30 protein-coding genes, 1 tRNA gene and 2 pseudogenes are annotated in these 25415 nt (G+C 67.1%); 14 read left to right on the top strand and 19 right to left on the bottom strand.

The window, feature by feature from the left end:
• The 3 genes from ACWF82_RS01395 to ACWF82_RS01405 form a co-directional block, all read right to left on the bottom strand.
• On the bottom strand, window positions 1–816 hold the full coding sequence (locus tag ACWF82_RS01395) for an alpha/beta fold hydrolase (protein WP_452496805.1): 816 nt from the start codon (window positions 814–816) through the stop codon (window positions 1–3).
• A 140-nt stretch (window positions 817–956) separates the two neighbouring features.
• Window positions 957–2003: an LLM class flavin-dependent oxidoreductase gene (locus tag ACWF82_RS01400; RefSeq protein WP_452496807.1), complete on the bottom strand. Its 1047-nt coding sequence runs from the start codon at window positions 2001–2003 to the stop codon at window positions 957–959.
• The gene (locus ACWF82_RS01405) at window positions 2003–2515 is read right to left on the bottom strand and encodes an SRPBCC family protein (protein ID WP_452496809.1); all 513 of its coding nucleotides are present in this window, start codon (window positions 2513–2515) and stop codon (window positions 2003–2005) included. The genes ACWF82_RS01400 and ACWF82_RS01405 overlap by 1 nt, the downstream gene beginning before the upstream one ends.
• 119 nt (window positions 2516–2634) lie before the next feature.
• On the opposite strand from ACWF82_RS01405, the gene ACWF82_RS01410 reads away from it, so the two are divergent.
• Window positions 2635–3153: a winged helix-turn-helix transcriptional regulator gene (locus ACWF82_RS01410; protein ID WP_452496811.1), complete on the top strand. Its 519-nt coding sequence runs from the start codon at window positions 2635–2637 to the stop codon at window positions 3151–3153.
• An 89-nt stretch (window positions 3154–3242) separates the two neighbouring features.
• Here ACWF82_RS01410 and ACWF82_RS01415 read toward each other — a convergent pair whose 3' ends face one another.
• Window positions 3243–3461 carry a hypothetical protein gene (locus ACWF82_RS01415; protein ID WP_452496813.1) on the bottom strand — a complete coding sequence of 73 codons (219 nt, stop codon included), beginning with the start codon at window positions 3459–3461 and terminating at the stop codon, window positions 3243–3245.
• Window positions 3462–3827: 366 nt separating this feature from the next.
• Here ACWF82_RS01415 and ACWF82_RS01420 point away from each other — a divergent pair, with 366 nt between their 5' ends.
• Together ACWF82_RS01420 and ACWF82_RS01425 are read left to right on the top strand one after the other, a co-directional pair.
• On the top strand, window positions 3828–4238 hold the full coding sequence (locus ACWF82_RS01420) for a helix-turn-helix domain-containing protein (RefSeq protein ID WP_452496815.1): 411 nt from the start codon (window positions 3828–3830) through the stop codon (window positions 4236–4238).
• A 65-nt stretch (window positions 4239–4303) separates the two neighbouring features.
• Window positions 4304–4906, top strand: coding sequence for a PIN domain-containing protein (locus tag ACWF82_RS01425; RefSeq protein ID WP_452496997.1), 603 nt, complete (start codon window positions 4304–4306; stop codon window positions 4904–4906).
• 157 nt (window positions 4907–5063) lie between these two features.
• On the opposite strand, the pseudogene ACWF82_RS01430 reads toward ACWF82_RS01425, so the two are convergent.
• Window positions 5064–5875 (bottom strand): annotated as a pseudogene (locus ACWF82_RS01430) (IS30 family transposase).
• Between the two features lie 224 nt (window positions 5876–6099).
• Here ACWF82_RS01430 and ACWF82_RS01435 point away from each other — a divergent pair.
• On the top strand, window positions 6100–6423 hold the full coding sequence (locus tag ACWF82_RS01435) for a hypothetical protein (protein ID WP_452496817.1): 324 nt from the start codon (window positions 6100–6102) through the stop codon (window positions 6421–6423).
• Window positions 6424–6442: 19 nt separating this feature from the next.
• Window positions 6443–7426 carry a hypothetical protein gene (locus ACWF82_RS01440; protein WP_452496818.1) on the top strand — a complete coding sequence of 328 codons (984 nt, stop codon included), beginning with the start codon at window positions 6443–6445 and terminating at the stop codon, window positions 7424–7426.
• Window positions 7427–7857: 431 nt separating this feature from the next.
• Here ACWF82_RS01440 and ACWF82_RS01445 read toward each other — a convergent pair whose 3' ends face one another.
• Window positions 7858–8709, bottom strand: coding sequence for a hypothetical protein (locus ACWF82_RS01445; RefSeq protein ID WP_452496820.1), 852 nt, complete (start codon window positions 8707–8709; stop codon window positions 7858–7860).
• The gene (locus ACWF82_RS01450) at window positions 8706–9653 is read right to left on the bottom strand and encodes an SPFH domain-containing protein (protein WP_452496822.1); all 948 of its coding nucleotides are present in this window, start codon (window positions 9651–9653) and stop codon (window positions 8706–8708) included. Before ACWF82_RS01450 ends, ACWF82_RS01445 begins: the two co-directional genes overlap by 4 nt.
• Before the next feature lie 203 nt (window positions 9654–9856).
• Between ACWF82_RS01450 and ACWF82_RS01455 the strand changes: the two genes are divergently transcribed.
• Both ACWF82_RS01455 and ACWF82_RS01460 read left to right on the top strand, forming a co-directional pair.
• Complete coding sequence (locus ACWF82_RS01455) at window positions 9857–10279, top strand: hypothetical protein (protein ID WP_452496824.1); 423 nt, start codon at window positions 9857–9859, stop codon at window positions 10277–10279.
• 117 nt (window positions 10280–10396) lie between these two features.
• A complete protein-coding gene (locus ACWF82_RS01460; protein ID WP_452496826.1) occupies window positions 10397–10702 on the top strand; it encodes a hypothetical protein in 306 nt (101 codons plus the stop codon).
• Here the strand turns inward: ACWF82_RS01460 and ACWF82_RS01465 are convergent.
• Window positions 10648–11073: pseudogene (locus tag ACWF82_RS01465) on the bottom strand (IS110 family transposase); the annotation flags it as partial. The gene ACWF82_RS01460 and the pseudogene ACWF82_RS01465 overlap by 55 nt on opposite strands.
• Window positions 11074–11094: 21 nt before the next feature.
• The gene (locus tag ACWF82_RS01470; RefSeq protein WP_452496828.1) at window positions 11095–12306 is read right to left on the bottom strand and encodes a helix-turn-helix domain-containing protein; all 1212 of its coding nucleotides are present in this window, start codon (window positions 12304–12306) and stop codon (window positions 11095–11097) included.
• A 214-nt stretch (window positions 12307–12520) separates the two neighbouring features.
• On the opposite strand from ACWF82_RS01470, the gene ACWF82_RS01475 reads away from it, so the two are divergent.
• Window positions 12521–12751, top strand: a complete 231-nt coding sequence (locus tag ACWF82_RS01475) for a hypothetical protein (RefSeq protein WP_452496830.1) — start codon at window positions 12521–12523, stop codon at window positions 12749–12751.
• The gene (locus ACWF82_RS01480) at window positions 12748–12918 is read left to right on the top strand and encodes a hypothetical protein (RefSeq protein WP_452496832.1); all 171 of its coding nucleotides are present in this window, start codon (window positions 12748–12750) and stop codon (window positions 12916–12918) included. The genes ACWF82_RS01475 and ACWF82_RS01480 overlap by 4 nt, the downstream gene beginning before the upstream one ends.
• 273 nt (window positions 12919–13191) lie before the next feature.
• On the opposite strand, the gene ACWF82_RS01485 is transcribed toward ACWF82_RS01480, so the two are convergent.
• The 8 genes from ACWF82_RS01485 to ACWF82_RS01520 all read right to left on the bottom strand — a co-directional run bounded on the left by ACWF82_RS01485 (window position 13192) and on the right by ACWF82_RS01520 (window position 20292).
• On the bottom strand, window positions 13192–13359 hold the full coding sequence (locus ACWF82_RS01485; protein WP_452496834.1) for a hypothetical protein: 168 nt from the start codon (window positions 13357–13359) through the stop codon (window positions 13192–13194).
• Between the two features lie 392 nt (window positions 13360–13751).
• Window positions 13752–13824: transfer RNA gene (locus tag ACWF82_RS01490), tRNA-Ala, on the bottom strand.
• 181 nt (window positions 13825–14005) lie between these two features.
• Entirely contained in the window at window positions 14006–14746 is a 741-nt protein-coding gene (locus tag ACWF82_RS01495) for a DsbA family protein (protein WP_452496836.1), read from the bottom strand.
• Window positions 14747–14816: 70 nt separating this feature from the next.
• The gene (locus ACWF82_RS01500) at window positions 14817–16151 is read right to left on the bottom strand and encodes an MFS transporter (RefSeq protein WP_452496838.1); all 1335 of its coding nucleotides are present in this window, start codon (window positions 16149–16151) and stop codon (window positions 14817–14819) included.
• Complete coding sequence (gene pgm, locus ACWF82_RS01505; protein ID WP_452496840.1) at window positions 16148–17785, bottom strand: phosphoglucomutase (alpha-D-glucose-1,6-bisphosphate-dependent); 1638 nt, start codon at window positions 17783–17785, stop codon at window positions 16148–16150. Before pgm ends, ACWF82_RS01500 begins: the two co-directional genes overlap by 4 nt.
• A 47-nt stretch (window positions 17786–17832) precedes the next feature.
• Window positions 17833–18222 (bottom strand): fluoride efflux transporter CrcB, encoded by a 390-nt coding sequence (gene crcB, locus ACWF82_RS01510; RefSeq protein ID WP_452496842.1) that lies wholly within the window; start codon window positions 18220–18222, stop codon window positions 17833–17835.
• Between the two features lie 37 nt (window positions 18223–18259).
• A complete protein-coding gene (gene crcB / locus ACWF82_RS01515; RefSeq protein WP_452496844.1) occupies window positions 18260–18682 on the bottom strand; it encodes a fluoride efflux transporter CrcB in 423 nt (140 codons plus the stop codon).
• 110 nt (window positions 18683–18792) lie between these two features.
• Window positions 18793–20292 (bottom strand): MFS transporter, encoded by a 1500-nt coding sequence (locus tag ACWF82_RS01520; protein WP_452496846.1) that lies wholly within the window; start codon window positions 20290–20292, stop codon window positions 18793–18795.
• A 131-nt stretch (window positions 20293–20423) separates the two neighbouring features.
• Between ACWF82_RS01520 and ACWF82_RS01525 the strand changes: the two genes are divergently transcribed.
• From ACWF82_RS01525 to ACWF82_RS01540, 4 genes are all read left to right on the top strand, one after another.
• Window positions 20424–21101, top strand: a complete 678-nt coding sequence (locus ACWF82_RS01525; protein ID WP_452496848.1) for a TetR/AcrR family transcriptional regulator — start codon at window positions 20424–20426, stop codon at window positions 21099–21101.
• Window positions 21102–21161: 60 nt separating this feature from the next.
• Window positions 21162–22463, top strand: coding sequence for a D-arabinono-1,4-lactone oxidase (locus tag ACWF82_RS01530; protein ID WP_452496850.1), 1302 nt, complete (start codon window positions 21162–21164; stop codon window positions 22461–22463).
• 132 nt (window positions 22464–22595) lie between these two features.
• Window positions 22596–23009: an arsenate reductase ArsC gene (locus ACWF82_RS01535; RefSeq protein WP_452496852.1), complete on the top strand. Its 414-nt coding sequence runs from the start codon at window positions 22596–22598 to the stop codon at window positions 23007–23009.
• Window positions 23010–23064: 55 nt separating this feature from the next.
• Complete coding sequence (locus ACWF82_RS01540) at window positions 23065–23463, top strand: VOC family protein (protein ID WP_452496854.1); 399 nt, start codon at window positions 23065–23067, stop codon at window positions 23461–23463.
• Here ACWF82_RS01540 and ACWF82_RS01545 read toward each other — a convergent pair.
• Window positions 23439–23927, bottom strand: a complete 489-nt coding sequence (locus ACWF82_RS01545) for an NUDIX hydrolase (RefSeq protein ID WP_452496855.1) — start codon at window positions 23925–23927, stop codon at window positions 23439–23441. The genes ACWF82_RS01540 and ACWF82_RS01545 overlap by 25 nt on opposite strands.
• Window positions 23928–24049: 122 nt before the next feature.
• On the bottom strand, window positions 24050–24745 hold the full coding sequence (locus ACWF82_RS01550) for a DUF6597 domain-containing transcriptional factor (RefSeq protein ID WP_452496857.1): 696 nt from the start codon (window positions 24743–24745) through the stop codon (window positions 24050–24052).
• A 111-nt stretch (window positions 24746–24856) separates the two neighbouring features.
• Here ACWF82_RS01550 and ACWF82_RS01555 point away from each other — a divergent pair, with 111 nt between their 5' ends.
• Entirely contained in the window at window positions 24857–25312 is a 456-nt protein-coding gene (locus ACWF82_RS01555; RefSeq protein WP_452496859.1) for a YiiD C-terminal domain-containing protein, read from the top strand.
• The last annotated feature ends 103 nt before the right edge of the window (window positions 25313–25415 follow it).

Raw genomic sequence — 25415 nt, forward strand, 5'->3', positions numbered from 1 at the left:
TCAGGAGTTCCTCAGGAACTGCCGGATCAGCGCGGCGATGACTTCGGGTTGCTCGAGTGTGCTGGTGTGCCCGCAGTCGAGCACCACTTCGAGTCGCGCACCCCTGATGAAACGGGTGATCTTCCTGGATTGCTCGGGTGGGGTGTCCTCATCGTCGGCGCCGACGATGACGAGCGTGGGAACAGTGATCCGGGAGAGCTCGGCCAGCACGCTGGAACGCTCGGCGACGGCGAGGATGGCGCGATAGATGCCCGCGCGTTCGTACCGGCGTACCCGGCGAGCCCATTCCTCGATCACCGGCTTGCTCGCTGTGGAGGCACGGAATGTGGGCCCGAACAACAGGGACACGGCTTGATGGCGGACCGGGGCCATGCCGATGAGGCGGTAGATCAGGGCGAGGAGTTTGTACCTGCCGACTCGGTCGGGATCCTCGACGTCACCGCTGGTATCCAGCAGCGTCAACGATCGCAGGAGGTGCCCGTGGCGTGCCGCGATTCGCTGTCCGACGAACCCGCCCATCGAGAGGCCGACATAGTGCACCGGGCCGGCATCGAGGTGCTCGATCAACTCCGTGACATCGGCGGTCAGGGTGTCCATGTCGTAGCCGGAGCGGGTGGCCGGAGTGTCGCCGTGTCCACGGAAGTCCACTGCGACACAACGGTATTGCTCCCGCAAAACAGCGATCTGCGGCCGGAACATCCAGCCACTGAAGAGCAAGCCGTGTCCGAACACGACGGTGGCGGCGTCCGGTCGACCGGGCGGGGCTCCGGTGTCGGTGTAGCTGAGTTCGATCCCGTTGATCTGGGTGGTCGGCATGGATGTCTCCTGCGCTGGCTCTCGATGGTGCGGCGTTCGGTCGCGACCCCGAGACTAATGGATTATTAAGCATTGCTCAACAGAATTGTCGAGCAATGCTCAAGAGTGTGAGCCGTCGTGGACCAGGCCGGGGAGGGCGATCAGGGAACCAGGTTGTGAACCAGATCCAGACCTTCGGCGAGATTGTCCAGGCGGGCAGCGACGGTATCCCCCGCCGGATACAGGCGGACGGTGTCGACTCCGGCGGCTTGCCAGGTAGCGAGCCGGCTACGCACCATCTCGCGGGTACCGATGAGCGTGGTCGACAGGACCATCTCGTCGGGGATCGCCCCTGCGGCACCGGCGCGATCACCACTCCGCCAACGCTGTTGCACCTCGGCGGCGATGTCGGACCACCCCTGTCGGCTGTAGGCGTCGTTGTAGAAATTGGTGGTGCTCGTGCCCATGCCGGCCAGCGAGAACGCCAGCTCGGCTTTGCGACCGCCGAGCACGCGAGGCAGATCCTCCTCGTCGGCAACGATGTTGACCTCGGCACCTTGACAGATGTCGAGTTGAGTACGGCTGCGACCGGACCGCTCCAAACCCTTGTCCAGGTGCGAGAAGTAGGCCGCATCGGCGCCCTCGGGCACGAAGCTCGTGCCCAGCCAGCCGTCGGCGATCTCACCGGTCAGCTCCAGCATCTTCGGCGACAGAGTCGCCAGATAGATCGGCACCGAGACCGGAGCCAAGCCCACCCGCATAGGCCGGCCCTCCCCATCAGGCAGCGGGATGGAGAACTCCTTACCCGTGAAGGACACTTTCTCCCCGGCGAAAACCTGTCGAACGATCGCGACGGTCTCCCGCATCCTGGCCAGCGGGTGCGCGAACGAGACGCCGTGCAATCCCTCCATGACCTGCGGACCCGAAGCACCCAGACCCAGCAGGAACCGGCCTTCCGACAGCTGCGCCAGGGTCATCGCGGTCTGGGCGATAAGGACCGGGGACCTAGTACCCAGCTGAATGATCCCGGAGCCGAGCATGATCCGGTTCGTGCGTGCGGCGAGATAGCCCAGCGGTGACGGGGCATCACTACCCCACGCCTCGGCCACCCAGCACATGTCCAGCCCCAGCTTCTCGGCCTCGACGATGAAATCGGCGATGTCGCGCCAGTTTCCGGCAGAACCTTCGACGGTCGTCGCGGTACGCATCATTTCCCCTGTTCGGCGAGCTGCTTGATGATCGCGAGATTCCGCTTGATCCCGGCCTCGAATTCGCGCAACCGCACGAAGACGATCTTCTGTTCCTTGTCCGGCATCGCCTCGATCGCGAGACTCAACCCCGACGGTGCCGGGCCCATCTGCCCCTGCTGCTCGAGCACCGTTCCCTGTCCCGCGGACAGCACGGTGAAACGCCACACCGAGGACGGGTTGTCGGGCTCACCGACCGCCCAGGCGAACCGGGCCCGCTGCTCGCATTCGATGACCGTGCACGTCGTCTCCCAGCTTCCGAGTGACTCGTGGACGTTGCGACCAACGAAGCGATGCCCCGTCGCCGGACCCGACACTCCGTCGAGCCACTCGACCTCGCGCACCTCATCGCTCAGTTGTGGCATCAGGTGAATATCGGTCACCAAATCCCACACCACCTGCGGCGACGCGTCGATATAGACCTTGTCGGCCACGATCGGCACATCCGAATACACCTGCCCGGTCCACTCCATCACACATCCTTCCAGCCATAGCTCGACCTCCATAGTTGCGTAACTAGACTCACTTGGCAATAGTCACCGGACCCATTTGACCTGCTGAGTCTTGTTGATAGATCCGCTACCCTGGATGAATGAAGCGAACATCCTTCGCGAACTGGCCATGCTCCTACGCGCGCACCATCGACCTACTGGGCGACTGGTGGACTCCGCTGGTGCTGCGCGAAGCGTTCTACGGCTTCCGCCGTTTCGACGACTTCCAGCAAGAGCTCGGGATCGCCCGCAACACGCTCGCCGAACGGCTACGACGCCTGGTCGACGAAGGACTGCTCGACAAACGCGTGTACGACACCCATCCCGTGCGATACGAGTATGTCCTGACCGAGTCCGGACTCGACTTCTACGGCGTCATGGCCGCCATGACCCGCTGGGGTGACCGCTGGCTGTCCGACCAGACGGGTCCGCCGCTGGTCTTCCGCCACGAACCGTGCGGGCACGACAGCGTCGCCGAAGTCGTGTGCGGACACTGCCGTCAACCCCTCGACGCGCAAGATGTCACCCCAAGGCCCGGCCCCGGGTATCCCGAGAAGCTGCTCACCCGCCCCGACGTGCGCCGACGATTCCATCTCGACGCACCCGAACCACGGGAATGAACCGACCTACGAAAGCAGGGTGGAGCTAAGGGGACTCGAACCCCTGACCCCCACACTGCCGGAGTGAAGTTCGTTCGTCTGTTCCGCGCTCATCCCGGGTAGGTGTCGTGGAACGCTTCGCGCACGGTCGCGGCGCTGTGTTCGTCGCGCTGGTCGATGCCGCTGACAATCTCGGACACTCGCCAATAGTGCGACGGGACTAGGCGACCACCGACGACGACGTTGAGCGTCACGTCGGCGGCTTCCTCGGGCTTGTCGGCGGCGGCGAATTCGCGGTTGACGAGGTGTTGCCATGCGCGCGTTTCCAACGCCCAAGCCGATATCTCGGCGTGTTCGCACCCTTAGCGTCGAAGACAGCCCCGCCGCCGAAGGCCGCGGCCGGTGATCGTGCTCGGGTACGCGCTCGCGGTTGGCCTGCCGTTGGTTGTGATCGTGCTCGTCATCGCCGGGCCGCGTCCGAGCGATGACTGGCCAGAGGTGGTCAACCGCCGCTGCACCAGCAGCGGTTCAGGCCATCTGACCCCCGATAACACCTGTATCCCGGCAGGTATTCGGTGGTCAGCCGATGGCGTGACCAGCGTCTTGCGTGATCAACCCACCCCTCCAATGGGGTTGCACTTGTAAGTGAAAGCGGGTTACGGTTGGTGCAAAGACAAGCAGGGAGGTCCGAGACGATGAACGCGGTGGTCGATACCGGCGTCGGGAAGACGACGCTGACGGTGACATCCGATCAGGTGTCGCAGGCCGGGGCATTCGACCCGACGGCCCTGCGGTCGGTGGCGCCAGAAGAACTGGCCGAGATTCTCACCAAGGTGGTGCGAATCGTCGCCGCGGGCGGCACGGTGACGATCGGGTCGATGCCCGACGAGCTGACCACGTCCTCGGCGGCGGATCTGCTCGGCATCTCCCGGCCAACGCTGATGAAACTAGTCCGGGAAGGTCAGATCACCGCGCACAAGGTCGGAACCCACACCCGACTCGACACGGTTGACGTTCTTGCCTACCGGGATCGGCTGCGCCAGCGGCAACGCGCGGCATTGCAGCAACTTCGTGACTTCGAAGAGGCGGAGGGACTGGACTACTGACAGTCTGAGACCGGCGGTCGGCACTGGCATCTATTGTCACTCAGGTGAGTTCACGAGTTCCCCACGTGCTGCCGGACGCGAACGTGCTGTATTCGCGGACGCTGCGGGACTGGATCTGCCTGCTTGCCAACAGGTCCGGTCCACCGCTGTTCCACCTGCGCTGGACCGAGGACATTCTGGCGGAGCTGGTCTATCACCTGCGCAAGAAGCACCCGCACTTCTCCGATCCTCAGATCGGAGGAGTGCGGGACCGCATCATCTCCGTCGCCGAGCACGGCCGGATTCGTGGATACGAGATCGACTCCGACCTCGCGTATACCGATGAGTGCGACGCGCACCTGCACGCCGCCGCCGAACACGGCGGGGTCGGGTATGTCATCACCGATGACCGCAGATTCCACGACTTCGCCGTCACCAACGACGATCAACTCGGCTACGAGGTGTACACCTCGGACGACTTTCTGATGCTCGTCCACCGGGACTCGATCGCCACGGTCCGCGAAGCGCTACTCGACCAGATCAAGTACCACCGTCAGCGCGGCAAGCCGTTCAACCTCGCCTCCCGTCTCGAGGCCGCGCAGGCCCCCCAGTTCGCCGCCGCGATCCGCGAGATGATGCAGATGCCAGCCGTTGCTCGCGCCCTCGCCGGTGCGCCCGAGAGCATCTGAAGCGAAGTTCATCCCGTTGGCGCGGGTACGAGTCCGACGATTCCCCGGAGAATGGACTGTTCGGAAAACGACCTTGGTCCACCGGTCAGTGCATCGTTCGGGTGAACAGGGTAGCCCGGTCGGCATGATCACATCCGGACTGCGAGCGTTGCCGGCCTTACGGGTGCCGCGCGGGTTCGGCTGTCTCGAACGTCTCGGCTGGTGTGTTCCAGCCGAGCACGCGGCGGGGCCGGTGGTTGAGTTTCGCAGCGATCGCGTCGAGGTCGTCCCGGGTGAACCTCGACAGGTCGGCGTTCTTGTATAGGTACTGGCGCAGAAGTCGGTTCGTATTCTCGTTCGTGCCCCGTTGCCAGGGATGATGCGGACCGCAGAAATACACCGGCATCGACAACGCTTCGGTGATCATGATGTGAGCGGCCATCTCACGGCCGCGGTCCCATGTCAGCGACCTGCGCAGTGCCGATGGCAACCTGCCCATGTGCCGGGCCACGGCGTCGGCGACCGCGCCGGCTTTGTACCCGTCGGGCAGTGCGACGACCATCGTGTACCGGGTGGCGCGGTCCACCAGCGTCGCCACCGCTGAGGGGTGTACTCCGAACACCAGATCCCCTTCCCAGTGCCCGGCCACCTCACGGGCATCGGCCTCGGCAGGGCGGTCGTGGATGGACATGCCGTATCGGCGACCACAGCCCGATACACGCCTCTGCCGCCGTTGCGGGCGATCTCCCGCGACACCGTCGACGCTGACCTGCCGATCCGTTACGCGATCACTCGAGCCGACCCAGCCCACCGCGATTCCACGCGAGATCTCCTCCCGCTCGTCAAGGGACAGGTCCCCCGCCCGCCGACGGCGAGGGGTCGGGTACTGCCGACCACATCAGCGATCACCGTCAGTGACTCCCCACCACGCCAGCCATCCCAAATCCGCTGCTGCTGTTCAACACTGAACCCGACCAGCGCACCTACCACGACCTCCACAACCGGACATCATTCACCAGCAGTGATGCGCTGACCGGTTGAGACCAAGATCGTTGGCGAGACACTGCGACCGTGGCGGGCGACTCGAACGCTCGATCGATCTGACTGCCCTGAAAATGCCGAGTGCGTTCGGTAGCCTTCACTTTGTTTTTGTTGACGTGTCGAGCAAGCGGCCCATGATGATCGCCGGAGCCGTCAGTGCATAGGATCGGCCGGTGCCCAAAATCACCCTGTCCAACTCGCACTCGGACAGGATGTTGACTCTCTGGCTCGAACCTCGGGGCGAGGACTACTGGATGTATCCGGGTGAGGACTTCACCGTCGAGTTCGACGACGGCGACTACGCCGCGGGCGTCATCGGAGCCGACGGCGGACAGTTCCTGGTGCAGTGGGAAGACGACGGATTGCGGGTGTGGGCGGCCTCTGGCCTTCCGAAGGTCAGGGATCGAACCGGTACCGAACTCGAGTGCGGTCACCGACGTCCGGATGAGGTCGACAACGCCTGGCGAGAAGCCGGGAGATTCGGTCCCACAGGCTAGTCCGGCATGGTCGTGCTCGATGTTCCCCCTGGTTTCTCACCGAGTGGAACATGCTCGGCGTCGGCGACTCAAGGCGGCCCGCTTTTGTCGCGGCGCAGACAATTCCGTCCCGGATACGATCGGGATCGAGGTGCGCCTGCTCCGAGGCGGCCTACGATCCCCGGAAGCCGAGGTCGATCCCACAGTGCCCCTACCGTTGCGGCTAACGGCATTCGACGAACACTTCTATCGCACCGCTGCGTCGGCAACGGCGGTCGTCGTCGGCCTGGCGTGCGCCGTCATCGGATTCGCGATCGACGACTCGACGATCGCGACGCTCAGCTTGGTTCTGGCCCCGCTCGGCGCGATCGGACTGGTCGATCGCTACGCCGAGCGTGCCGAACTGTCACCGGTGGTTCTGCCCGCCCGGCAACCCGATGCGGTGGTGCTGCGGTACCGCCCGCTGCGCGCGCTCGCGGTCATGACCGCGGGCGCGGTTTTCGGCGGTATCACCGTAATCGCCGGTTCGCTGCAAGGGCTCTGGGAAGCCGTTGCGTACGGCATTCCCCTCTGCGTGATCTTCCTACTGATAGCCGCGATGATGGTCGTCTCTCGCGTGTTGGTGCGGCTCACGATCTCCCCACACTGGATCAGGGTCCGGTTACTGGGCACCGATCAGGAAATCGCCTGGGACAGCATCATCGAGATCGGCATCGCGGAGACACCCGAGGGTGATGTCATCATTATCACCTGCCATGAGACAGGAGTGCGTCACCACCGACGTATCGGTTGGCTCGCCGCGCGTCGGCGACTTCCCGGGCCAGGACCCGAAGAGCAGTGGACGATCCCAGCCGCCTACTGGGGAACCGACCCGATTATGCTGCTCGATGCGCTGACGTGCCTGCATGAGGACTCGGCAATTCGCGCCCGGCTCTGCCCCGGACTCCTGACAGACTTGTTGATGCACGGTCGCGAATTGTCGGCACCGGCCGATCCGGAAGATACCGCCGACCGGCAGAGGTGACGACCCGGCCGATGTCGTCCATCGTCCTTATGCAGCAGCGGTTCCAGCCGCGCCCACCGGGCATCGGTCATATCCGCCCGCCCCGCGACCGACACCCTGGTCACGAAATCTCCGACACTTCAAGTCTGCTCGGCTGCTGAACCTCCTACCGGAGACCTCGTCTGCTCCAGGTCACTGACACGCGCACCAGTGCCGCATCTTCCACCACCGCAACCGACAGCCCGACCTCACCGGACCACCACTTTCGACACGCCCTAGGTGCCGTCGAGGTCGAGATCAGCGCCACCTGATTCTGCGAGAACACCGCCCCTCATCGCTGAGAGTCACACCCGGCTCCCCGGGCGACTGTCCGAAAACTGTCCGGTGCAGCTGTCCAGGCACGGACCAGGCGAACACCCCGGCACGACATCCACTGACCATGTCCCGGGACCTCAGCGCACGAGGCGGAGTCGGGTGGCGGCGAGTCCGACACTCAACCGCTGCCCCCAGGACAGGCGTAGTGCGTCGTGCTCGATGCCGTCGCCGAAGGCCACCAGTCCGTCGGACTCGACGTCGATGTGCAGGCTTTCGTCGGTGATCTCGCCTTCGGTGTGCGTGACCCCGGTGGTCGGTGAAGGCCATGCCTCCCTGACGAACCAGACGAGTCTGCGCTCGGTGGGTTCGGGCAGGGGCAGTGGGCTTTTCCGTTCGCGGTGCGTCGATGAGCACCAGCCGGTGGCGCCCGTGCCGCTGCCGACGAGGACGCCCGAGGATGCCTGGCGTTCGTTGTGGATGCGGTAGCGGCTGGCCTGATGGCTCGGATGGCCGATGTAGATCTCGTTGAGCGCGTGCAGTGTCTGTCCGTCGCCGGTTTTCGCCTCGACCATCGTGAGGTCGTCCGTGTCGCCGGTGCAGTGCAGGAGTTCTGCCGCGTCGGCGGGGGTGTGCGCGGCGAGCACACCCGGCTCCGGGCTGATGCCGATGACGGCCTGGCCGTCGAGATATTTGGCCACGTTGGCGACCAGCCCGTCCTGCCCGACGATCACGACGATGTCCTCGGGCGCGAACAGGAACCGCGACAGGTCCTCCCGCTCGACCATGCCGCGTCGCCATCCCAGCGGAATCGCACCACTGACCTCGGCCAACGCCGCGCGGGTCCGTCGGTCACGCTCCGCCACCTCGTCCAGCGATCTGTCGCGTGACCTCAGGTAGAACTCCACCTGCCCGCGCGTTCCGTGCCGTGCCAGCAGCTCGGACAGCTCGGTGCGCCGGTGCACCAGCACGATTCGCGGAGCCAGGCTCATCGGGTGAGCCGTTGCAGGATCGGCGCGATCATGTCCGGCGTCAGGGTGATGCTGCCGATCTCCGGCAGGTTGCCCGCGAGTTCCTTGGCGGCCAGCGCGTAGAGCGTTTCCTGGGGGATCTCCCGGTACGCGTCCAGACGCGCCTTCTCACCGGCGGCTTGGGCCTCGGCGAGCTTGCGGATGCCGTCAGCTTTGGCGTCGTCGGCGATCCTGCCGACCCTGGCCTGGTCCTCGGCGCTCCTGAGCGCGTTCGCGCCGCGCTGGACGACCAGGAGTTCCTCCCGCTTCGCCAGCTCGATCTGGCTCTGCAGTTCGTTCTCGCTGATCGCGCGCTCGCGTTCGACGGCGAGCGCGCGCCGCTCGAAGGTCGCCCTGTCCGCTTCCTGCTGAACCTTCTCGCGGATCGTGGTCTGGAGCGCCTTCTCCATCTCCGCGTCGGGGCGGATCGCGACGACGCGGATGTCGATGATCTCCAGCCCGATGTGGGCCGCGGTCAGCTTGCGTGTGGTGGCTTCCTTGACCTTGTCGACGCCGGTGCGGATGGCGGTCTCGAGGTCGAGCGTGGCGAGAACCTCGAGGGCGTGTTGCTGCGTGTTCTCGGTGAGGGTGTTCGCGATCTGGCTCAGCGGGTCCTGGCGCCAGGTTCCCGTGTCGGGGTCGATCGAGAAGTCGATCCTGCTCGTCGCCGTCTCAGGATCGGTGCAGCGGTAGGTGACCGTGAGCTGGACGGTGACGTCCTGGTAGTCGCGGGTGCGGGCGTGGAAGAGCATCGGAAGCTCGCGGTCGGCCACCGGAACCTCACTGAGGACCGCGGTGCTCGGACGGAACCAGAAGCTCAGTCCGGTGCCGTCGTGCAGGACCTTGCCCCTGCGGACATGCCTGACATGGACGGTCGGGGCTCCCCTGAGATGCCGCAGTCCGGGGTAGCCACTGATGTCTGCCATCGCCTTCTCCTTAGTTATGGTCGTATCGACTATAACAAACCATCAGTCGACAGTCAGTAGCAAGTCAACGAAGACTCCACTCAGCGGCAAGCCCTGGGTTTTCGGGGTACCGGCCCCGCGAAAACTGTGGAACGCTACCGCTTCACGCGGTTCCCTGGCGAGCGCCGGGGCCGACCACACCGAGGCGAAGGACCACCGAACCCATGCGAATCGCAGGACTGACCGCCCTCGCGGCGGGCGCACTCGTTCTCCCAGCCATCCTGGCTCCCGCGGCATCGGCAGAGGTGGAGGACATCACCATCCAGGCCTGGGGTAACAGCGAAATGCCCGTCGCCTGCGACTATGTGGGCGCCAACTGCAGCGTCATGGCCCGGATGTTCGGCTCCGACTACGCACTACCCGCCACCGTGACGATCAACGGCCGCGAGCTCAGTTCGCCCGAGCGCCTGGACTACCCGGACCGAGAGCGCAGCGCGGTCCGCGGCACCTGGCGCCCGCCGGCCAAGGGTACTTACACGATCGTGGCCACCCAGGGCTCTTCCACCAAGACCCTTGTTGTCGAGATCACCGGAGATGCTCAGCTCGGCAGCGGCTCAGCGGGACTGCTGCCCAGCGGTTCCAGCTAACCATCGAGTCCGGCCCTGACCGATACCTCGCGTAGCCGCGGGGGGTGTCCCTATGGTTTTCGTCAACCTGAGTGGGACCTGGTTGATCGTGTCGAGGTCCTCGGTGAGGATGGTCCGATGTCGGGTGTGAGGTTCGTGCGGCGCGTTGATGGGTTGGCCTATGAATTCGTCCGTGACGGGGATGTGCATGGCTTCCCGTCGTATAAGCGGGTCGACCTGGATATATGGTGTCGCCGACTGCCCAACTTCGGATGGGTCGTGTGCGATGCGGTCGGTCTGGTGTCGAGCCGTCCGTTCGATGAGCCGGGGCAGGGCGAGCTCCCTCCTGAGGGTGTATGGGTGAGCCGCAAGGGCGAGCGATCCTATGTCTATGACCTCGTGCGCGCCGATCCTCGAGCTGCAACCGGTTCCGGGATTCGGTAGGGCTGCTTGGTTTTCAGCATCGCGTAGAGGACGTCGCAGCGTCGTCGGGCCAGGCAGATGAGGGCGGCGTTGTGTTTCTTGCCCTCGGCTCGCTTCCTGTCGTAGTAGGTGCGCGAGACAGGTCGTAGAGCGGCGTTCGATATCGACGGCCATCTGTTTCCGTTGCAGCAGAACAGTTTTCAATGAATCCGCCAGTTCGGGAGGACAGTCTCGGCGGCATGTGACCCGGGAACGACGACGGTCTGCACGGGTAGCGCGGCCAGGATTTCCTCGACCAACCGGCCGCCCGTCCGGGGCGCGTGTTTGGTGGCGATGGCAGTGAGTTTGCGTCGACCTGCGGCCCGGATTCCTGCCGGTCCGCCGCAGCGCGTTCGTCATCGTCGGCAAGGTAGTCAGGCCATGACTGCCACCTCCGGGGCAACGGCAGCGACCTTCGCGACCGCCTTACGGGTGCGGTCCGAATCCACACCGGCCACCACAGGCAGCGCTGCCCGCCACAATCGGGCCGCGTCCTCATGCCGTCCCAGCTTCCAGCGCAGAAGCCCGGTCTCGATCTCACTCAGCGCGCGAATCCGGGTATGCGTCTGCGGGTTCCAGGCAGCCGCGCTCATATCCAAGTGCCGCTCGGCTTCACTCAGATCACCGAGCGCTGCGAACGCTTTCGATGCCTGTCGGCTGACAGATGCCTTGTTCGGGCAGAACAGCGACAGCCAGCGCGGAAGTTCGGTCGTCGTGGTCGGGGTGAGCCACGGATCAATCCTGCGCAAAGTGCCCCGCGCCGCGCGATGGTCTCCGCCTTCCGCGTACATCCGAGCGAGCGCAACATCGAACACTGTCTGTGCATCAACGTCTACGTGACCGCGTGCCCGCGATACCGCGCGCTCGGCAAGTTCGACGCTGTGCTCCGGCATACCCACGTCGCCCGCGTGCAAGGCGATGATCCGCAGTACGAAACCGTCCTGTCCGGGCACGCCGGATTCCTCGGCCAACCGCAGTGCGGCCAGGAAATACCGCAGCGCTGCCCCGTCCGCGCCGACATCGTGCGAGCTGAATCCGATCGCGTACGCGAGTTCCGATGCCGCACTGAACGCTTCGGCCCGCACACGAGCGTCGGTGAACCGGGACCGAAGCAGGGCAGAAACGTCGGTCGAGAGAAACACCGTCATCGCGGCCCGTCCGGCCCCGCCGCCGCGCACTTCATCGAACCGGAGGAGGGCATCGGTCACGCCGCGCACCGCCGCCACATCAGCCGTGCCGGTACCCGTGCCATCACCGATTGCCGACAGGCGCGCGTGCTCGGGCATCGGCAGCAGGGCGGTGGCCGCGAGTGAGGCACTGTAGGCCGCGGAACGGAGAAACCCACGCCGGTCCAGGTCGGCGCGGCCCAGCGCCTCCGCTGTAGTCACCGCGTCGAGCGGGCCGCACGCACGTCGATACGCCGCAACGACATCGGCGGTGGGTACGCGCCGCCCGGTCTCGTAATGGCCCAGCGCGGCCCGACTGTAAGGCACTCGGTCGGCCAGCTCGGTCAGGCTGAACCCCGCTGCCTCACGGGTCGCGCGGAGCTGTGCCCCGACGACTGCGGGGGATGGGCCCGATTCCATACAACACACGGTAGCCGCGCGATGGGGTTGTAGACGCGCTGTAGCCGAAGAACCGTTCTTCCTGGCACCTGTCGGCGGAAAGCTTGGTCTCAGCCCCACCGCCGGGGTGTGCCGGGCAACGCTGCTCGGCACATCGGGCGCAGTGAGCTGCGCGGACGATGGCGAAAGCTCCGCGGCGGTGGGCGCACTGACCTGACACCCACCAGGGGGACCGATGAGCGATGCGATCAAACCTTGGCTCGATGGGCTGACCGAACGGGCCGCGCTGCGGTCCATGGCGATCCGTCGCGCACCAGAGCCGCCGTACGGGTGGGAGTTGTACAGCCCGTTCCGGGTCGTCTGCCATGGGTCGCTGGACAATGTGGCCGCGTGGCTGACCGCTGCCGAACAGCGCGATGGTTGTCCGCCGACACTGGGCGAAACCAGCGGACGGGCGGACGGGTGACCACGCTCGGGTTCGTCGTCGCGATCGGCCTGCCGTTGGCCGTCCTGGTCGGCGTGGTGGTGTGGCCGACGAGGATTCCGCCCGATCGCACGGTGGACGCGATCCGGCGGCGGGTGGAGTCCGAGACCGAACGGAATCGAGTTCGCCGCCGACCGCCGCCGTGGTGACGGGCTGACCCCGTTCTGACTGGCGGCAAAGCTCCGTGTCACGAATTCGCGCGGCGTGGGTGCCGGCCGACGTTGTGGTGGCATGGCATGGACATTCGGAACGTATGACGCGGGCCGTCTACGGGCGAGTCACCGACGACCGCCTGACCGCCGCGTCCGCAGTATGCGGATTCCTGAATCTCGGTGCAGCGCTGATCTGTTGGCGACGACTCAGCAATCGAACCCGATAGGAGCTCTGAGGGGACTCGAACCCCTGACCCCACACTGCTGGGATTACAACCAGGAGGCGATCCAGCCGAGCGCACGCTCGGCACCGGGACGGTACCTGTCCGGGACGGTTGGCGGTCGCTCGGCGATTACCCGTGGGTCGACAAGACCGGCTCGCAGCAGGGCATTGACGAAGTTCTGGTCCTTCTCGCGGAGGGCACAGAGTTTCGCCACGCACAGATCTTCCTTGTCGAGGCACCAACTGGTGAACTCAGGTTTACCCGACGATCTGGCACGCGGTGCGGATCGCGTGCTCCAACTGGTGGCGGCGCATCAACTCCCCGCGCGGAGAACATCAGCGCGCTCGTCTTGCGCGAGCAATCCACCCATCGGCGAGACCTCACGCATTTCGATCGACTCCCGGTCAAGGCCGGTGAGGACTCGGTGCAGGCCGGGGACATCAGAGCGTTCGATCAGCGTCTCCCAGCGGTTTCAAGCATCACTTCCTGCAGCACGTCGCGCCGACTGGACATACCCAAATATAGCATTCAGCACTATAGCGGCAAGATTGAGCGCTGATGCAACGACAAAAGGTCCGGCTCGAAAGCCGGACCTTTTGTTTTGGGTGGAGCTAAGGGGACTCGAACCCCTGACCCCCACACTGCCAGTGTGGTGCGCTACCAGCTGCGCCATAGCCCCGTGTTCTTTTGTTTCAGCGGCTCTCGCTGCTGCCTGAATGAAGTTACACCATGCCGATCAGGGACAACAAATCGGCTGGTAGGAGGCAAAAAAGTAGGGTTTTGGGCGGGGTTGGTGGGGCCTGCGTGGAAGGCGGGGTCCATGGGGGCCGAGTAGAATGTGCCGAACCTCACGCCGGGGGTCAGGGGGCGAGGTTCAGGACCCAGTTCTCGTCGGTCCAGTCGATCTTGGTGGTGCCGTCGTAGATGGCGGGGGTGGCGGCCTTGTTGCCGGTGCGGGCGTCGAGGTCGTCGAGGTTTTGCTTGGCGGCGGCGCGGGCGGCGTCGAGCTGGGTGCCGTTGGTGATGCACGGGCCGACGGATTCGGGGGCGCCGGATTCGATGGCGAGGGTGGCCAAAGCGGGGTTGCTCAGGTCGGCGCCGCCCTCGTCGGGCTGCTTGGTGGTGAACAGGGCCTCGTGGAATGTGCTGTAGGTGGGGCCCGAACCGGTTTGGGCGACACAGAGATTCGCGGCGATGGCGCGGGTGGAGTAGTCCTTGCTCTTGGACTGGGGGTCGAGGAACGCCACGAAGTGGTAGTTCACCGCCAGCTTGCCCTCGTCGATCTTCTGGGCGAGTTCCTGGCCGAAGGTCGTTTCCATCACGCCGCAGGCGGGGCAGAGCGGGTCCTCGAAGATGTCGACGGTCTTCGGTGCGTCGGGGCGGCCGAGGCGGATGACGCCCTCGGGCTGGATCGCGACCTGCACTGCGGGCTCGCGCACGGCGCCGTAGCCGTCGTTGCGTACCTCGGTGGGCGCCGTCTTGTTCCACTTGAACGCGGCGAACACGAGGAGCCCGATCACGACGAGGGCCACCGCGGCCAAGGCGTAGGTGGTGTTGCTGGAAACGGGACGGGGATTGTGCTGGGAACCGGCGCTGCTCACCCGTCCACTTTGCCTCGAGTCACCGGCGGCTCGCCGACGGGGCCGACAAATATCTCGCTGACCTGCGGATCTATCGTTTCGACTGGTCGGAGTCGACCGGCCGCAGCGATGACACCATGCCGGTGCGCACCACGGGGACCCCATCGGGGCAGCCGTCGCAGGTGCACTGCGGGTCGATGCCGTCACCGGCGTGATCGGGGTGCTCCGGGTCCTCGGGATGTTTGATCCGCGACGGTTCCGGCGTCACCAGCCACACCGCCGCCGACACCGCCAGCACGCCACCGGTGACCGCCATGCCGACCCCGAACGAGGTGCGCTCGGCCACCCAGCCGATCCCGATCGGTCCGAGCACGGTGCCCAGATCCGCCGCCATCTGGAACGCCGCCAGCACCGGTCCGCCACGCGCGCGGGCGCCGATGACATCGGCCAGCGCCGCCTGCTGCGCCGGGCTGAACATCCCCGACCCCACCCCGGCGACGAAGGAGGCGGCCAGGAACCAGGGCAGCGAGGGCGCGAACCCGAGCACGCCGGTGCCGACCGCGCAGATCGCCGACCCCGCGATCAGGAACGGTTTACGGCCGAACCGGTCCGACAACCGCCCCGACACGAACAGCACGGCGGCATTGCCCGCGGCGAACACGGTCAGCGCCACCCCGGCCATGCCCGATTCCTGCTCCAGAATCTCCACGACCAGCAGCGGAACAAACGCCATTCGCACACCGAACACCGCGGCGCCGCCGGCGAAACTCGACAGCAGGACCGCGCGATAGGCGGGTTCGGACCAAGCGTGGCGGAAGGTGAATTCCGGTGCGGCCGCGCCCTCCTCGACCGCCAGCACCGGCGATTCGCGCAGGCCGACGAAGACGATGCCACACACGATCAGCAGCGCGGCCGCGTAGATGAGGAACGGCGCGCGCAGCCCGAGCCCGGCCAGACCACCGCCGACCAGCGGACCGACCAGCGAGCCGATCAGGAAGCTGGTCGAGTAGATCCCCGAGACCCGCCCGCGCGCGGCGGGTGGGGACACCCGGATGATCAGCGCCATCGACGACACCGTGAACATCGTCGACCCGACGCCGCCGAGCGAACGCAGCACCAGCAGTTGCCAATACGTCTGCGCCAGCGCGCACGCACCGGTCGACAACGCGACGATCACGATGCCGGCCAGATACACCCGCCGCTCGCCCAGCTTCTGCACGAGCCGCCCACTGGCCGGCGCGAACAGCAGGCGCATCAGGGCGAACGCGCTGACGATCGCCGAGGCCGCCGCGATCCCGACACCGAATTCGCGCGCGTACTGCGGCAGGACCGGCGCGACCAGACCGAAGCCGATCGCGATGACGAAGGCCGCCGCGATCAGTACCCAGATCTCGGCCGGTAGTCGTACCTTCGCCGGAGCGCTCACTCGGCCAGCGCCTGATTCACCATCTCCTCGGCGGCGGCCTGCACCTGGGTCAGATGCTCGGAGCCGAGGAACGATTCGGCGTAGATCTTGTATTTGTCCTCGGTGCCCGACGGGCGGGCGGCGAACCAGGCGTTCTCGGTGGTCACCTTCAGCCCGCCCAGCGGCGCGCCGTTGCCGCGCGCGGTGGTGAGGATGCCGGTGATCTCCTCGCCGGCGATCTCGGTGCCGGTGATGGCGTCCGGGGTCAGCGCGGCGAGCTTGGCCTTCTGCGCGCTGGTGGCCGCGGCGTCGATGCGCGCGTAGGCGGGGCTGCCGTACTGACGTTCCAGCTCGCCGTAGCGGGCCGACGGGGTCTGACCGGTGACGGCGGCGATCTCGGCGGCGAGCAGCGCCAGCAGGATGCCGTCCTTGTCGGTGGTCCACACGGTGCCGTCCATCCGCAGGAACGACGCGCCCGCGCTCTCCTCACCACCGAATGCCAGGCTGCCGCTGAACAATCCGGGCACGAACCACTTGAACCCGACCGGCACCTCGTAGACGTCGCGGCCCAGCACGTTGACGACCCGGTCGATCATCGACGAGCTGACCACCGTCTTGCCGATCTTGGTCAGCGCGTCCCACCACATCCGGTTCGCGACCAGGTATTCGATCGCGACGGCCAGGAAGTGGTTGGGGTTCATCAGGCCACCGTCGGGGGTGACGATGCCGTGCCGGTCGGCGTCGGCGTCGTTGCCGGTGGAGATGTCGTAGTCGTCCTTGATGCCGACCAGGGCCGCCATGGCGTGCCGGGAGGACGGGTCCATCCGGATCTGGCCGTCGCTGTCGAGGGTCATGAAGCGCCAGGTCGGGTCGACGAACGGGTTGACCACTTCCAGTTCGAGATCGAAACGCTGGCCGATCTCCTCCCAGTAGTCCACGCTCGCGCCGCCCATCGGGTCGGCGCCCATCCGGATGCCCGCGCCGCGAATCGCGTCCAGGTTCAACGCGTTCGGCAGGTCGGCGACGTAGTGGTCGAGGTAGTCGTAGCGCTCGACGTGGGTGCTCAGCGCCTGCGTCAGCGAGACGCGCTTCACCGCGGCGAGGCCGCCGCGCAGCAGCTCATTGGCGCGGGCGGCGATGGCGTCGGTGGCCTTGGTGTCGGCCGGACCGCCGTGCGGCGGGTTGTATTTGAAGCCGCCGTCGCGCGGCGGATTGTGTGACGGGGTGACCACGATGCCGTCGGCCTGGTGCTTGGTGCCGCCCTTGTTGTGGCGCAGCACAGCGTGACTCAGCGCGGGGGTCGGGGTGTAGCGGTCGCGGGCGTCGATCACGGCGGTGACGTCGTTGCCGGCGAGCACCTCGAGCGCGGTGGTCCACGCCGGTTCGGACAGGGCATGGGTGTCGCGCGCGAGATAGACCGGGCCGGTGATGCCTCGGGTGGCGCGGTATTCGACGATCGCCTGGGTGATCGCCATGATGTGCGCCTCGTTGAACGCGCAATCCTCGCTGGAGCCGCGGTGGCCGGAGGTGCCGAACACGACCTGCTGGCTCGGTTCGGCCGGATCGGGGACCCGGCTGTAGTACGCGGTGACCAGGTGGGCGATGTCCACCAGGTCGGTCGGGCGGGCTGGCCGTCCGGCGCGATCGTGGGCCATGGTGGGTGTTCCCTTCCGTGTCGGCTGCGCGCGGCTGGTCATGAGGATCATGCGCACAACCACTGGGTAAGGGACGCGGCGGCGTACACCGCGGCCAGGCTCGCCGCGACGCTGATCACGACATTGCCCACGGCATACACGTAGGCGCCCTCGGTCACCAGACGGACCGTCTCGTAACCGAACGTGCTGAACGTGGTCAGCGCACCACAGAAGCCGGTTGCCGCGAACGCCAGCAGCGCACTGCCCGCACTCGCGCCGATCAGACCACCGAGCAACGCCGAACCGACAATGTTAACGGTTAGCGTCCCCCATGGCAGCCCCGCCGGAAAGCGCGCGGACACCGCCCGATCGATCAGGTAGCGAGCGGGGGCGCCGAGCATTCCGCCTGCCAGCACGAGCACCGCCGTCATCGGCGGCCTCGCCGCGCGGTAGCCCACATCTCGACCATCGGATGGCACCCTTCCGTCCTCGGATTCACGTGGTCCGCCGTCCGGCGCCTGCCACCCACCGGGTCGCGATCACGGCCACGGCCACGGCACTCAGTCCGGCGAGCACCGACAGGCCGAGATAGGCCACCGCCGTGCCGACCGCACCGGTGTCGATCAGTGTACGAAGCTCGAGGGCGAAGGTGGAGAAAGTCGTGAACCCGCCCAGCACACCGACTCCCAGGAACGGGCGAACCAGTTTCGGCGCCGCCCACAGTTCGGTGACCGCCACCATCAGCACCCCGATCGCGAAGCAGCCGGACACATTGACCACCAGCATGGACCACGGGAACTCTCCCGGATGTACCGGCCACCAGTGCCCGGCGGCGAAACGGGCGCTCGCGCCGAGGCCGCCGCCCACCGAGATCGCCGCGAGGACGGCGGGATCGAGCGCCGGGGGCCGCGATGTCATTGCGCTGCCCTCCCCTGCTGATCCGACGGTGGTCGTCGCTCATGGTATCGAGAGGCGCGGGAACACCGATGGCCCGGACCGATTGCCGGTCCGGGCCATCGCCGGGTGGATCAGTGCGCCAGCACCGGCTCACCTTCGGCCGGAGCGGGCACCGTGTTCGGCATGAGCACACCGATCACGATCGCACCGAGCACGAACGTCGCTGTCGCCCACCAGAAGCTGGTGGTGTAGCTCTCGATCGCGGCCTGCGCCACGGTCAGCGGGCCCGGCTGATGCGCGGACACGTAGTCGGTCATCGCCGAGGCCGCGATCGTGCTCAGCAGCGCGGTGCCGATGGAACCGCCGACCTGCTGGCTGGTGTTGACCATCGCCGAGGCGACGCCGGCATCCTCGTGGTCCACTCCGGCGGTCGAGCCCTGGAACGCGACCGACATCGCACCACCGAGGCCGAGGCCGAGCAGCACCAGCGCGGGCAGGATGTGGGTGGCGTAGCCGGTGTCGAGGCCGATCCGGGTCAGCCAGAGCATGCCGGCCGCGGCGACGAGGAAGCCGCCGCTGATGACGACCTTGGGCCCGACCTTGGGCAGCAGCAGCGAGGGCGCGGTGGTCGAGGAGGCCACCATGCCCGCGACCATCGGCAGGAACGCGACGCCGGTCATGATCGGCGAGTACTGCAGGGTCAGCTGCATGTAGTAGGTGAGGAACAGGAAGATCGCGAACATCCCGATGCCCATGATGAACACGGTCAGGTAGGACGCGCCGCGGGTGCGGTCGGCGACGATGCGCAGCGGCAGCAGCGGGTGCGCGACCCGGGTCTCGAGCCACCCGAACACCGCGAGCAGCACCGTGCCGCCGATCAGGAACGCCAGCGTGGAGGGCGCGGTCCAGCCTTCGGACTCGGCCTGCGAGAAGCCGTAGACGATGCCGAACAGCGCGGCGGTAACCGCGATGGTGCCCGGCCAGTCCAGCTTGGGCCGCGCGTTCGAGACGTGCTTGGCCAGCAGCAGCACGGCACCGACCAGCGCGACGGCGGCGAAGATCAGGTTGACGTACATCGCCCAGCGCCACGACGCCCATTCGGTGAGCGCGCCACCGAGCAGCAGGCCGATCGCGCCACCGGCACCGGCGACGGCACCGAAGATGCCGAAGGCCTTGGCCCGTTCACCGGGTTCGGTGAAGGTGACCGTCAGCAGCGAGAGCGCGGCGGGCGCGAGCAGCGCGCCGAAGACGCCCTGGCCGACGCGGGCGGCGACGAGCATCTCGAAGGTGGTGGCCGCGCCGCCGATGGCGGAGGCCACCGCGAAGCCGATCAGGCCGATGATGAAGGTGTTGCGGCGGCCGAACAGGTCGCTGAGCCTGCCGCCGAGCAGCAGCAGGCTACCGAAGGCGAGGGCATAGCCGGTGATGACCCACTGCCGGTCACCGTCACCGAAGCCGAGGTCGGCCTGGGCCGCCGGCAGGGCGATGTTCACGATCGTCGCGTCCAGCACGACCATCAGCTGGGCGATGCCGAGCACGGCAAGCACCCACCAGCGCAGGGCGTGGGACCCGCGGCGGCCGGTATCCGCGGCCGCGGGACTCTTCGTCCCGGTCTCGAGTGTGGTGGTCATAACTCCCCTTGTAAGTCGGCTGGGTTCGATGTGAGTGGCATAATCGGAGATACCGCCTCCGCTTCATTCGAAGCTACCAGAGTAACGGAGAAACCACCTCCACTTAATCCAGCGATGGGTAGGATGTACCTGTGAATCACGCCACGACGACTGCCGCACCACCCCGCCGACTGCGCGCCGACGCCGCCCGCAACCAGGCACGCATCGTCGCGGCCGCTCGTGAACTGTTCGCCGATCACGGCCTGGAGATCACCCTCGACGACGTCGCCGAGCGCGCGGGCGTCGGTGTCGGCACCGTCTACCGCCGCTTCGCGAACAAGAAGGAGCTCATCGCCGAGGTCTTCGACCAGCACATGGTCGACTTCGCCGACCAGGCCGACGAGGCGATGCGCAATCCCGACCCGTGGCTCGGCCTCGTCCAGTTCTTCGAAGACGCCTGCCAGCACTTGGCCACCAACCGAGGGTTCAGCGAAGTGATGCTCGAGCTCGAGGAGGACCCGGCCCGCTTCGCCGAGCTGCGCGATCGGATCCGCCCCTCGGTCGCGGCGATCGTCGACCGCGCACGCGACGCGGGCGCGGTGCATCCCGATGTCACGACCACCGATTTCTTCGCGCTGATCCACATGGTCAACGCGTTCGCCGAGTTCGCCGGGCCGGTGAATTCCGAAGTCTGGCAACGCTATATGGCCATCACACTCAACGGTGTCCGCACCGACGCGGTACCGCGCCGCCCCCTGCTCGTCGACCCGCTGACCGACGAGGAAGTCGAGCAGGCCAAGGCAGCGGGTTGCCTCGGCCGACGCCGCTGAGCAGTACTTCCACCCCCGTGCAGTAGCGCGCGTCACAGTCGATCCTCTACTGTTGGACGCATGACCAAGAGCACCTGGGTGAACTGGGCGGGCGAGCAGCGCTGCACACCCGCCGTCGTCGCCGCACCGCGCGGCGTCGAAGAACTGGCCGAGATCGTCGCCGAGTCCGCCGCCGCGGGCCGGACCGTGCGCGTCGCGGGATCGGGCCATTCGTTCACCGACGCCGTGCTCACCGACGGCACCCTGATCGACCTGGGCGGCCTCGACCGCGTGCTCGAGGTCGACACCGCGACCGGTCGCGTCCGGGTCGAAGCCGGGCTCACCCTGCACGCGGCGAGCCCGCTGCTGCACTCGCACGGGCTGGCCTTCCCCAACCTGGGCGATATCGACACCCAGTCCATCGCGGGCGCGACCGCCACCGGCACCCACGGCACCGGCGCCAAGCTGCGCAACATCTCCGCGGCGCTGCATTCGGTGGAGGTGCTGCGCGCCGACGGCACGCGGGTCGAGCTCAACGAGGAGACCGACCCCGACGCCTGGCGGGCCGCGCGGGTCAGCATCGGCGCGCTCGGCATCGTCACCGCGGTGACGCTGCAACTGGAACCGTCGTTCGTGCTCGACCTCGTCGAGCGGCCGGTCCCGATCGCCGAGGTGCTCGACAACCTCGACGAACTCGCCGACGGCAGCGACCATTTCGAGTTCTTCGCCTTCGCGCACGCCGATGTGGCGATGACCAAGTCGAGCAACCGCTCCACCGAGCCGGAGCAGCCGCGCGGCCGGACGAGCGCCTGGCTCAACGACGTCGTGCTCTCCAACCACCTCTTCGACGGAATGTGCAAGGTGGGCAGGCGGATTCCCACCGCCGTCCCCGCGATCCACCGGCTCGCGACCAAGGCGGGCAGCAACAACCGCAAGATCGACCGGTCCTACCGGGTGTTCGCCAGCCCGCGCCTGGTCAAGTTCACCGAGATGGAATACGCGATCCCGCGCGAGCACGCCCGCGCCGCGATCACCGAGATCCTCGACGTGACACAACGATTCGACACCCCGATGCCGATCGAGGTGCGCTGGGTCGCCCCCGACGACGCGTTCCTGTCCCCCGCGGGCGGCCGCGACACCTGCTACATCGCGGTGCATCAGTACGAGGGCATGGTGTGGGAACCGTACTTCCGGGCCTGCGAAGCGGTGTTCGACCGGTATCAGGGCAGGCCGCACTGGGGTAAGCGGCACTTCCAGACCGCCGAGACGCTGCGCACCCGCTATCCCGACTGGGACCGTTTCGCCGCGGTGCGCCGCCGCTTCGACCCCACCGGCGTGTTCGCCAACGATTACGTGAACCGGGTGCTCGGGCCACTGGACTGACGGCGGGCGGTGCGGACATCCGCCGGACAGCAGTGTCGCCGGTCGCCCGCACGCCCACCCGTCCGGATGGAATGATGGTCGGCGATATCCGAAGCGCCACAAGCACTTCGCCCCTGCGCCGAAAGGGCGACCATGGCCCACACTCCCAGCGTGTTGTTCGTCTGCGTCCACAATGCGGGCAGGTCACAGATGGCGGCGGGTTTCCTACGGGCGATGGCCGGTGACCGGATCGAGGTGCGGACGGCGGGCAGCGAGCCCGCCGCCGAGCTGAACCTGGCCGCCGTCGCGGCGATGGCCGAGATCGGCATCGACATCGCCGGTGAACGACCCAAGCCGCTCACCGACGACGCCGTCGGAGTGTCCGACGTGGTGGTCACCATGGGCTGCGGCGAGGTGTGCCCGTATTTCCCCGGAATCAGTTACCGCGACTGGGTTCTCGCCGATCCCGCCGGGCAGCCGATCGAGGTGGTCCGCGGCATTCGCGATCGCCTGCAGATCCTGGTCGGCAACCTCATCGCCGAACTGGTGCCCGTTCCCGCGCGCTGAGATCGGGTCCGATTCGTTCAAGACGACAGCACACGCCCGTGTCTACGCTGCGGATATGACTCCACAGCTCGATGTCCTCTCGATCGTCGTCTCCGATATGGCCGCCTCGGTGGCCTTCTACCGCAAGCTGGGGCTGGTGTTCCCCGACGGTGCGGAAAACGAGGGCCACACCGAGGCGCCGCTCGGCGGTGGACTGCGGCTGGCGCTGGACACCGAACAGGTGATCGCCTCGTTCGTCCCCGGCTGGCAGCCGCCGACCGGCCCCGGCCGCAGTGGCATCGCGTTCCGCTGCGCCGATCCGGCCGAGGTCGACAAGCTCTGGGGCGAGCTCGTCGACGCCGGCTACCACGGTGAACTCGCGCCGTGGGACGCCGTCTGGGGCCAGCGCTATGCCTCGCTCGCCGACCCCGACGGCCAGGGCATCGACCTCTACGCGCCGTTGCCCAGCGAATAGGCCGACCAGCCGCGCGGATCGCGCTGACGCTGCTGAAAACGGCCAAGGATCTCGCGTACCTCGTCGCTGACCGGCAATTCGCCGGTCAGCCTGGTCCACAGGTGCGTGTCGTGTTCGGTCAGCGTCACCGGTCCGTGCGTGGCGACCTCGGCGACGAAGGTGAACTGCCTGGTGCGGGCGCCGCCGCCGGACAGATAGTCGAATTCGCCGAGGTAGTCACTGATTCCGGTGACCTGCAGGCCGGTTTCCTCCGCGACCTCGCGGGTCACCGCCTCGTCGAGCGCCTCACCCGGCTCGACCACGCCGCTCGGCAATTCCCAGCGACCGCTCAGAGAGTCCGATCGTCGGCGGCGCAGGATGAGAACCCGGTGGTGGCGGACGACGACGGCGCCGACGACCAGCCGACGGACCTCATCTCGCTCGGCCTCGATACGAAGCGTGGAGTACACGGTTTCGTCGATCATCAGGTCACATCCTCTCGTCGGTGGTTCGGACTTGCCTGGCACATACGACGGGGCGTGCCTTGTGAGCGTAACCCTCCGTCACGATGTTGCCGAATGAGACTTTCCGGGCATCGACGGGTCGATCAGCAGGCTTGCAGGGCTCGGACCGAGCATCCGGCCAGGTCACGGAACTCTCTGGACAGGTGCGCCTGGTCGGCGAACCCGGTGACGGCGGCCGTTTCCGCCGCCGGGATACCCGCGCGCACCGCCGCCAGCGCGCGCTGGAAACGCAGAATCCGGGCCAACATCTTGGGTCCGTAGCCGAACGCGGACAGCGAACGCCGATGCAGCAGCCGGGTGGATATCCCGGCCAGTGCCGCCGTTTCCGAGACCGTCGCGCCCCCGGCGATGGTGTCGACGATCGCGGTGAGTGCCGGGTCGGCGGGGCCGGATTCGGCGCCGAATCGCAACGCGATCGATTCCATCGCCGCCACGCGGTCGGGCGCGTTGTCCACGCGATCGACCAGTTCCCTGGCCCGGCGATCCGGGACGATCGCGGCCAGGCCGACGCGCTGATCCAGCAGTTCCACGGCCGGAATCCCCAGCAACGCCGGTGCGGTCCCCGGTGCGAACCGGATTCCGACGAATTCCGTCGCCCGTGCCGGTGGCACGTGGAAGGCGTGGCTGTCGGGACCGGCCACCATCAAGGTGCCCTCGGTCCAGATCAGATCCATGCAGCCGTCGGGGAACACCGTGACCGGGTCGGCGGGCGGGGGCCCGGTGCGCGCCCAGACGACGGCTCGGTCGAGCCGCGCCGCGCGTTCCCGGTATTCCGCCACGTCTCGACGGTAGCCCCGGGCACCGACAGATTGCCGCGCCGAGGTGAGCTGCCGCCGATACCCTGGGCTCACCCGGGACAGTGGAGTCCCGTTCGGGAAAGGACGCGGCCCATGCCCGCAGACGACTTGGTCGACACCGTCAACGCCGCCATCGGACTCACCGTTCCGGCGGCGGCGAAGATGGGAGTGCGCGCGCTCGAGGTGCGCCGCGGATTCGCGGCCACCACCGTGCCGAGCGAGGGCAACGGCAACCATTTCGGCGCCATCTACGCGGGCGTGCAGTTCACCGTCGCCGAGGTGCTCGGCGGCGCGATCACCGCGGCCAGCTTCGACACCAGCGCGTTCTATCCGCTGGTGAAGTCGTTCGACATCGCCTTCCGGGCGATGGCCCGCAGCGACCTGCGCGCGGAGGCCACGTTGAGCGAGGACGAGATCGAACGGATCAGCACCGAGGCCGCGGCCCGCGGGAAGGCCGATTTCGTGCTCGAAGCGGTGGTCACCGATGCCGAGGGCACCACCGTCGCCACCTCGCGCGGGGTCTACCAGCTGCGTGCGTTCGGGCGCTGAATCGTAGGGTCGTGCCGCTGCGTGACCTCGCTGCCACCAGACGCGGGGCCGGTCGTAAGATCTGGCGGCACAACGTTTCGGCTCGGCAGAGGGGTGGGCTCGA

This window comes from Nocardia sp. NPDC055053 (assembly GCF_053608285.1).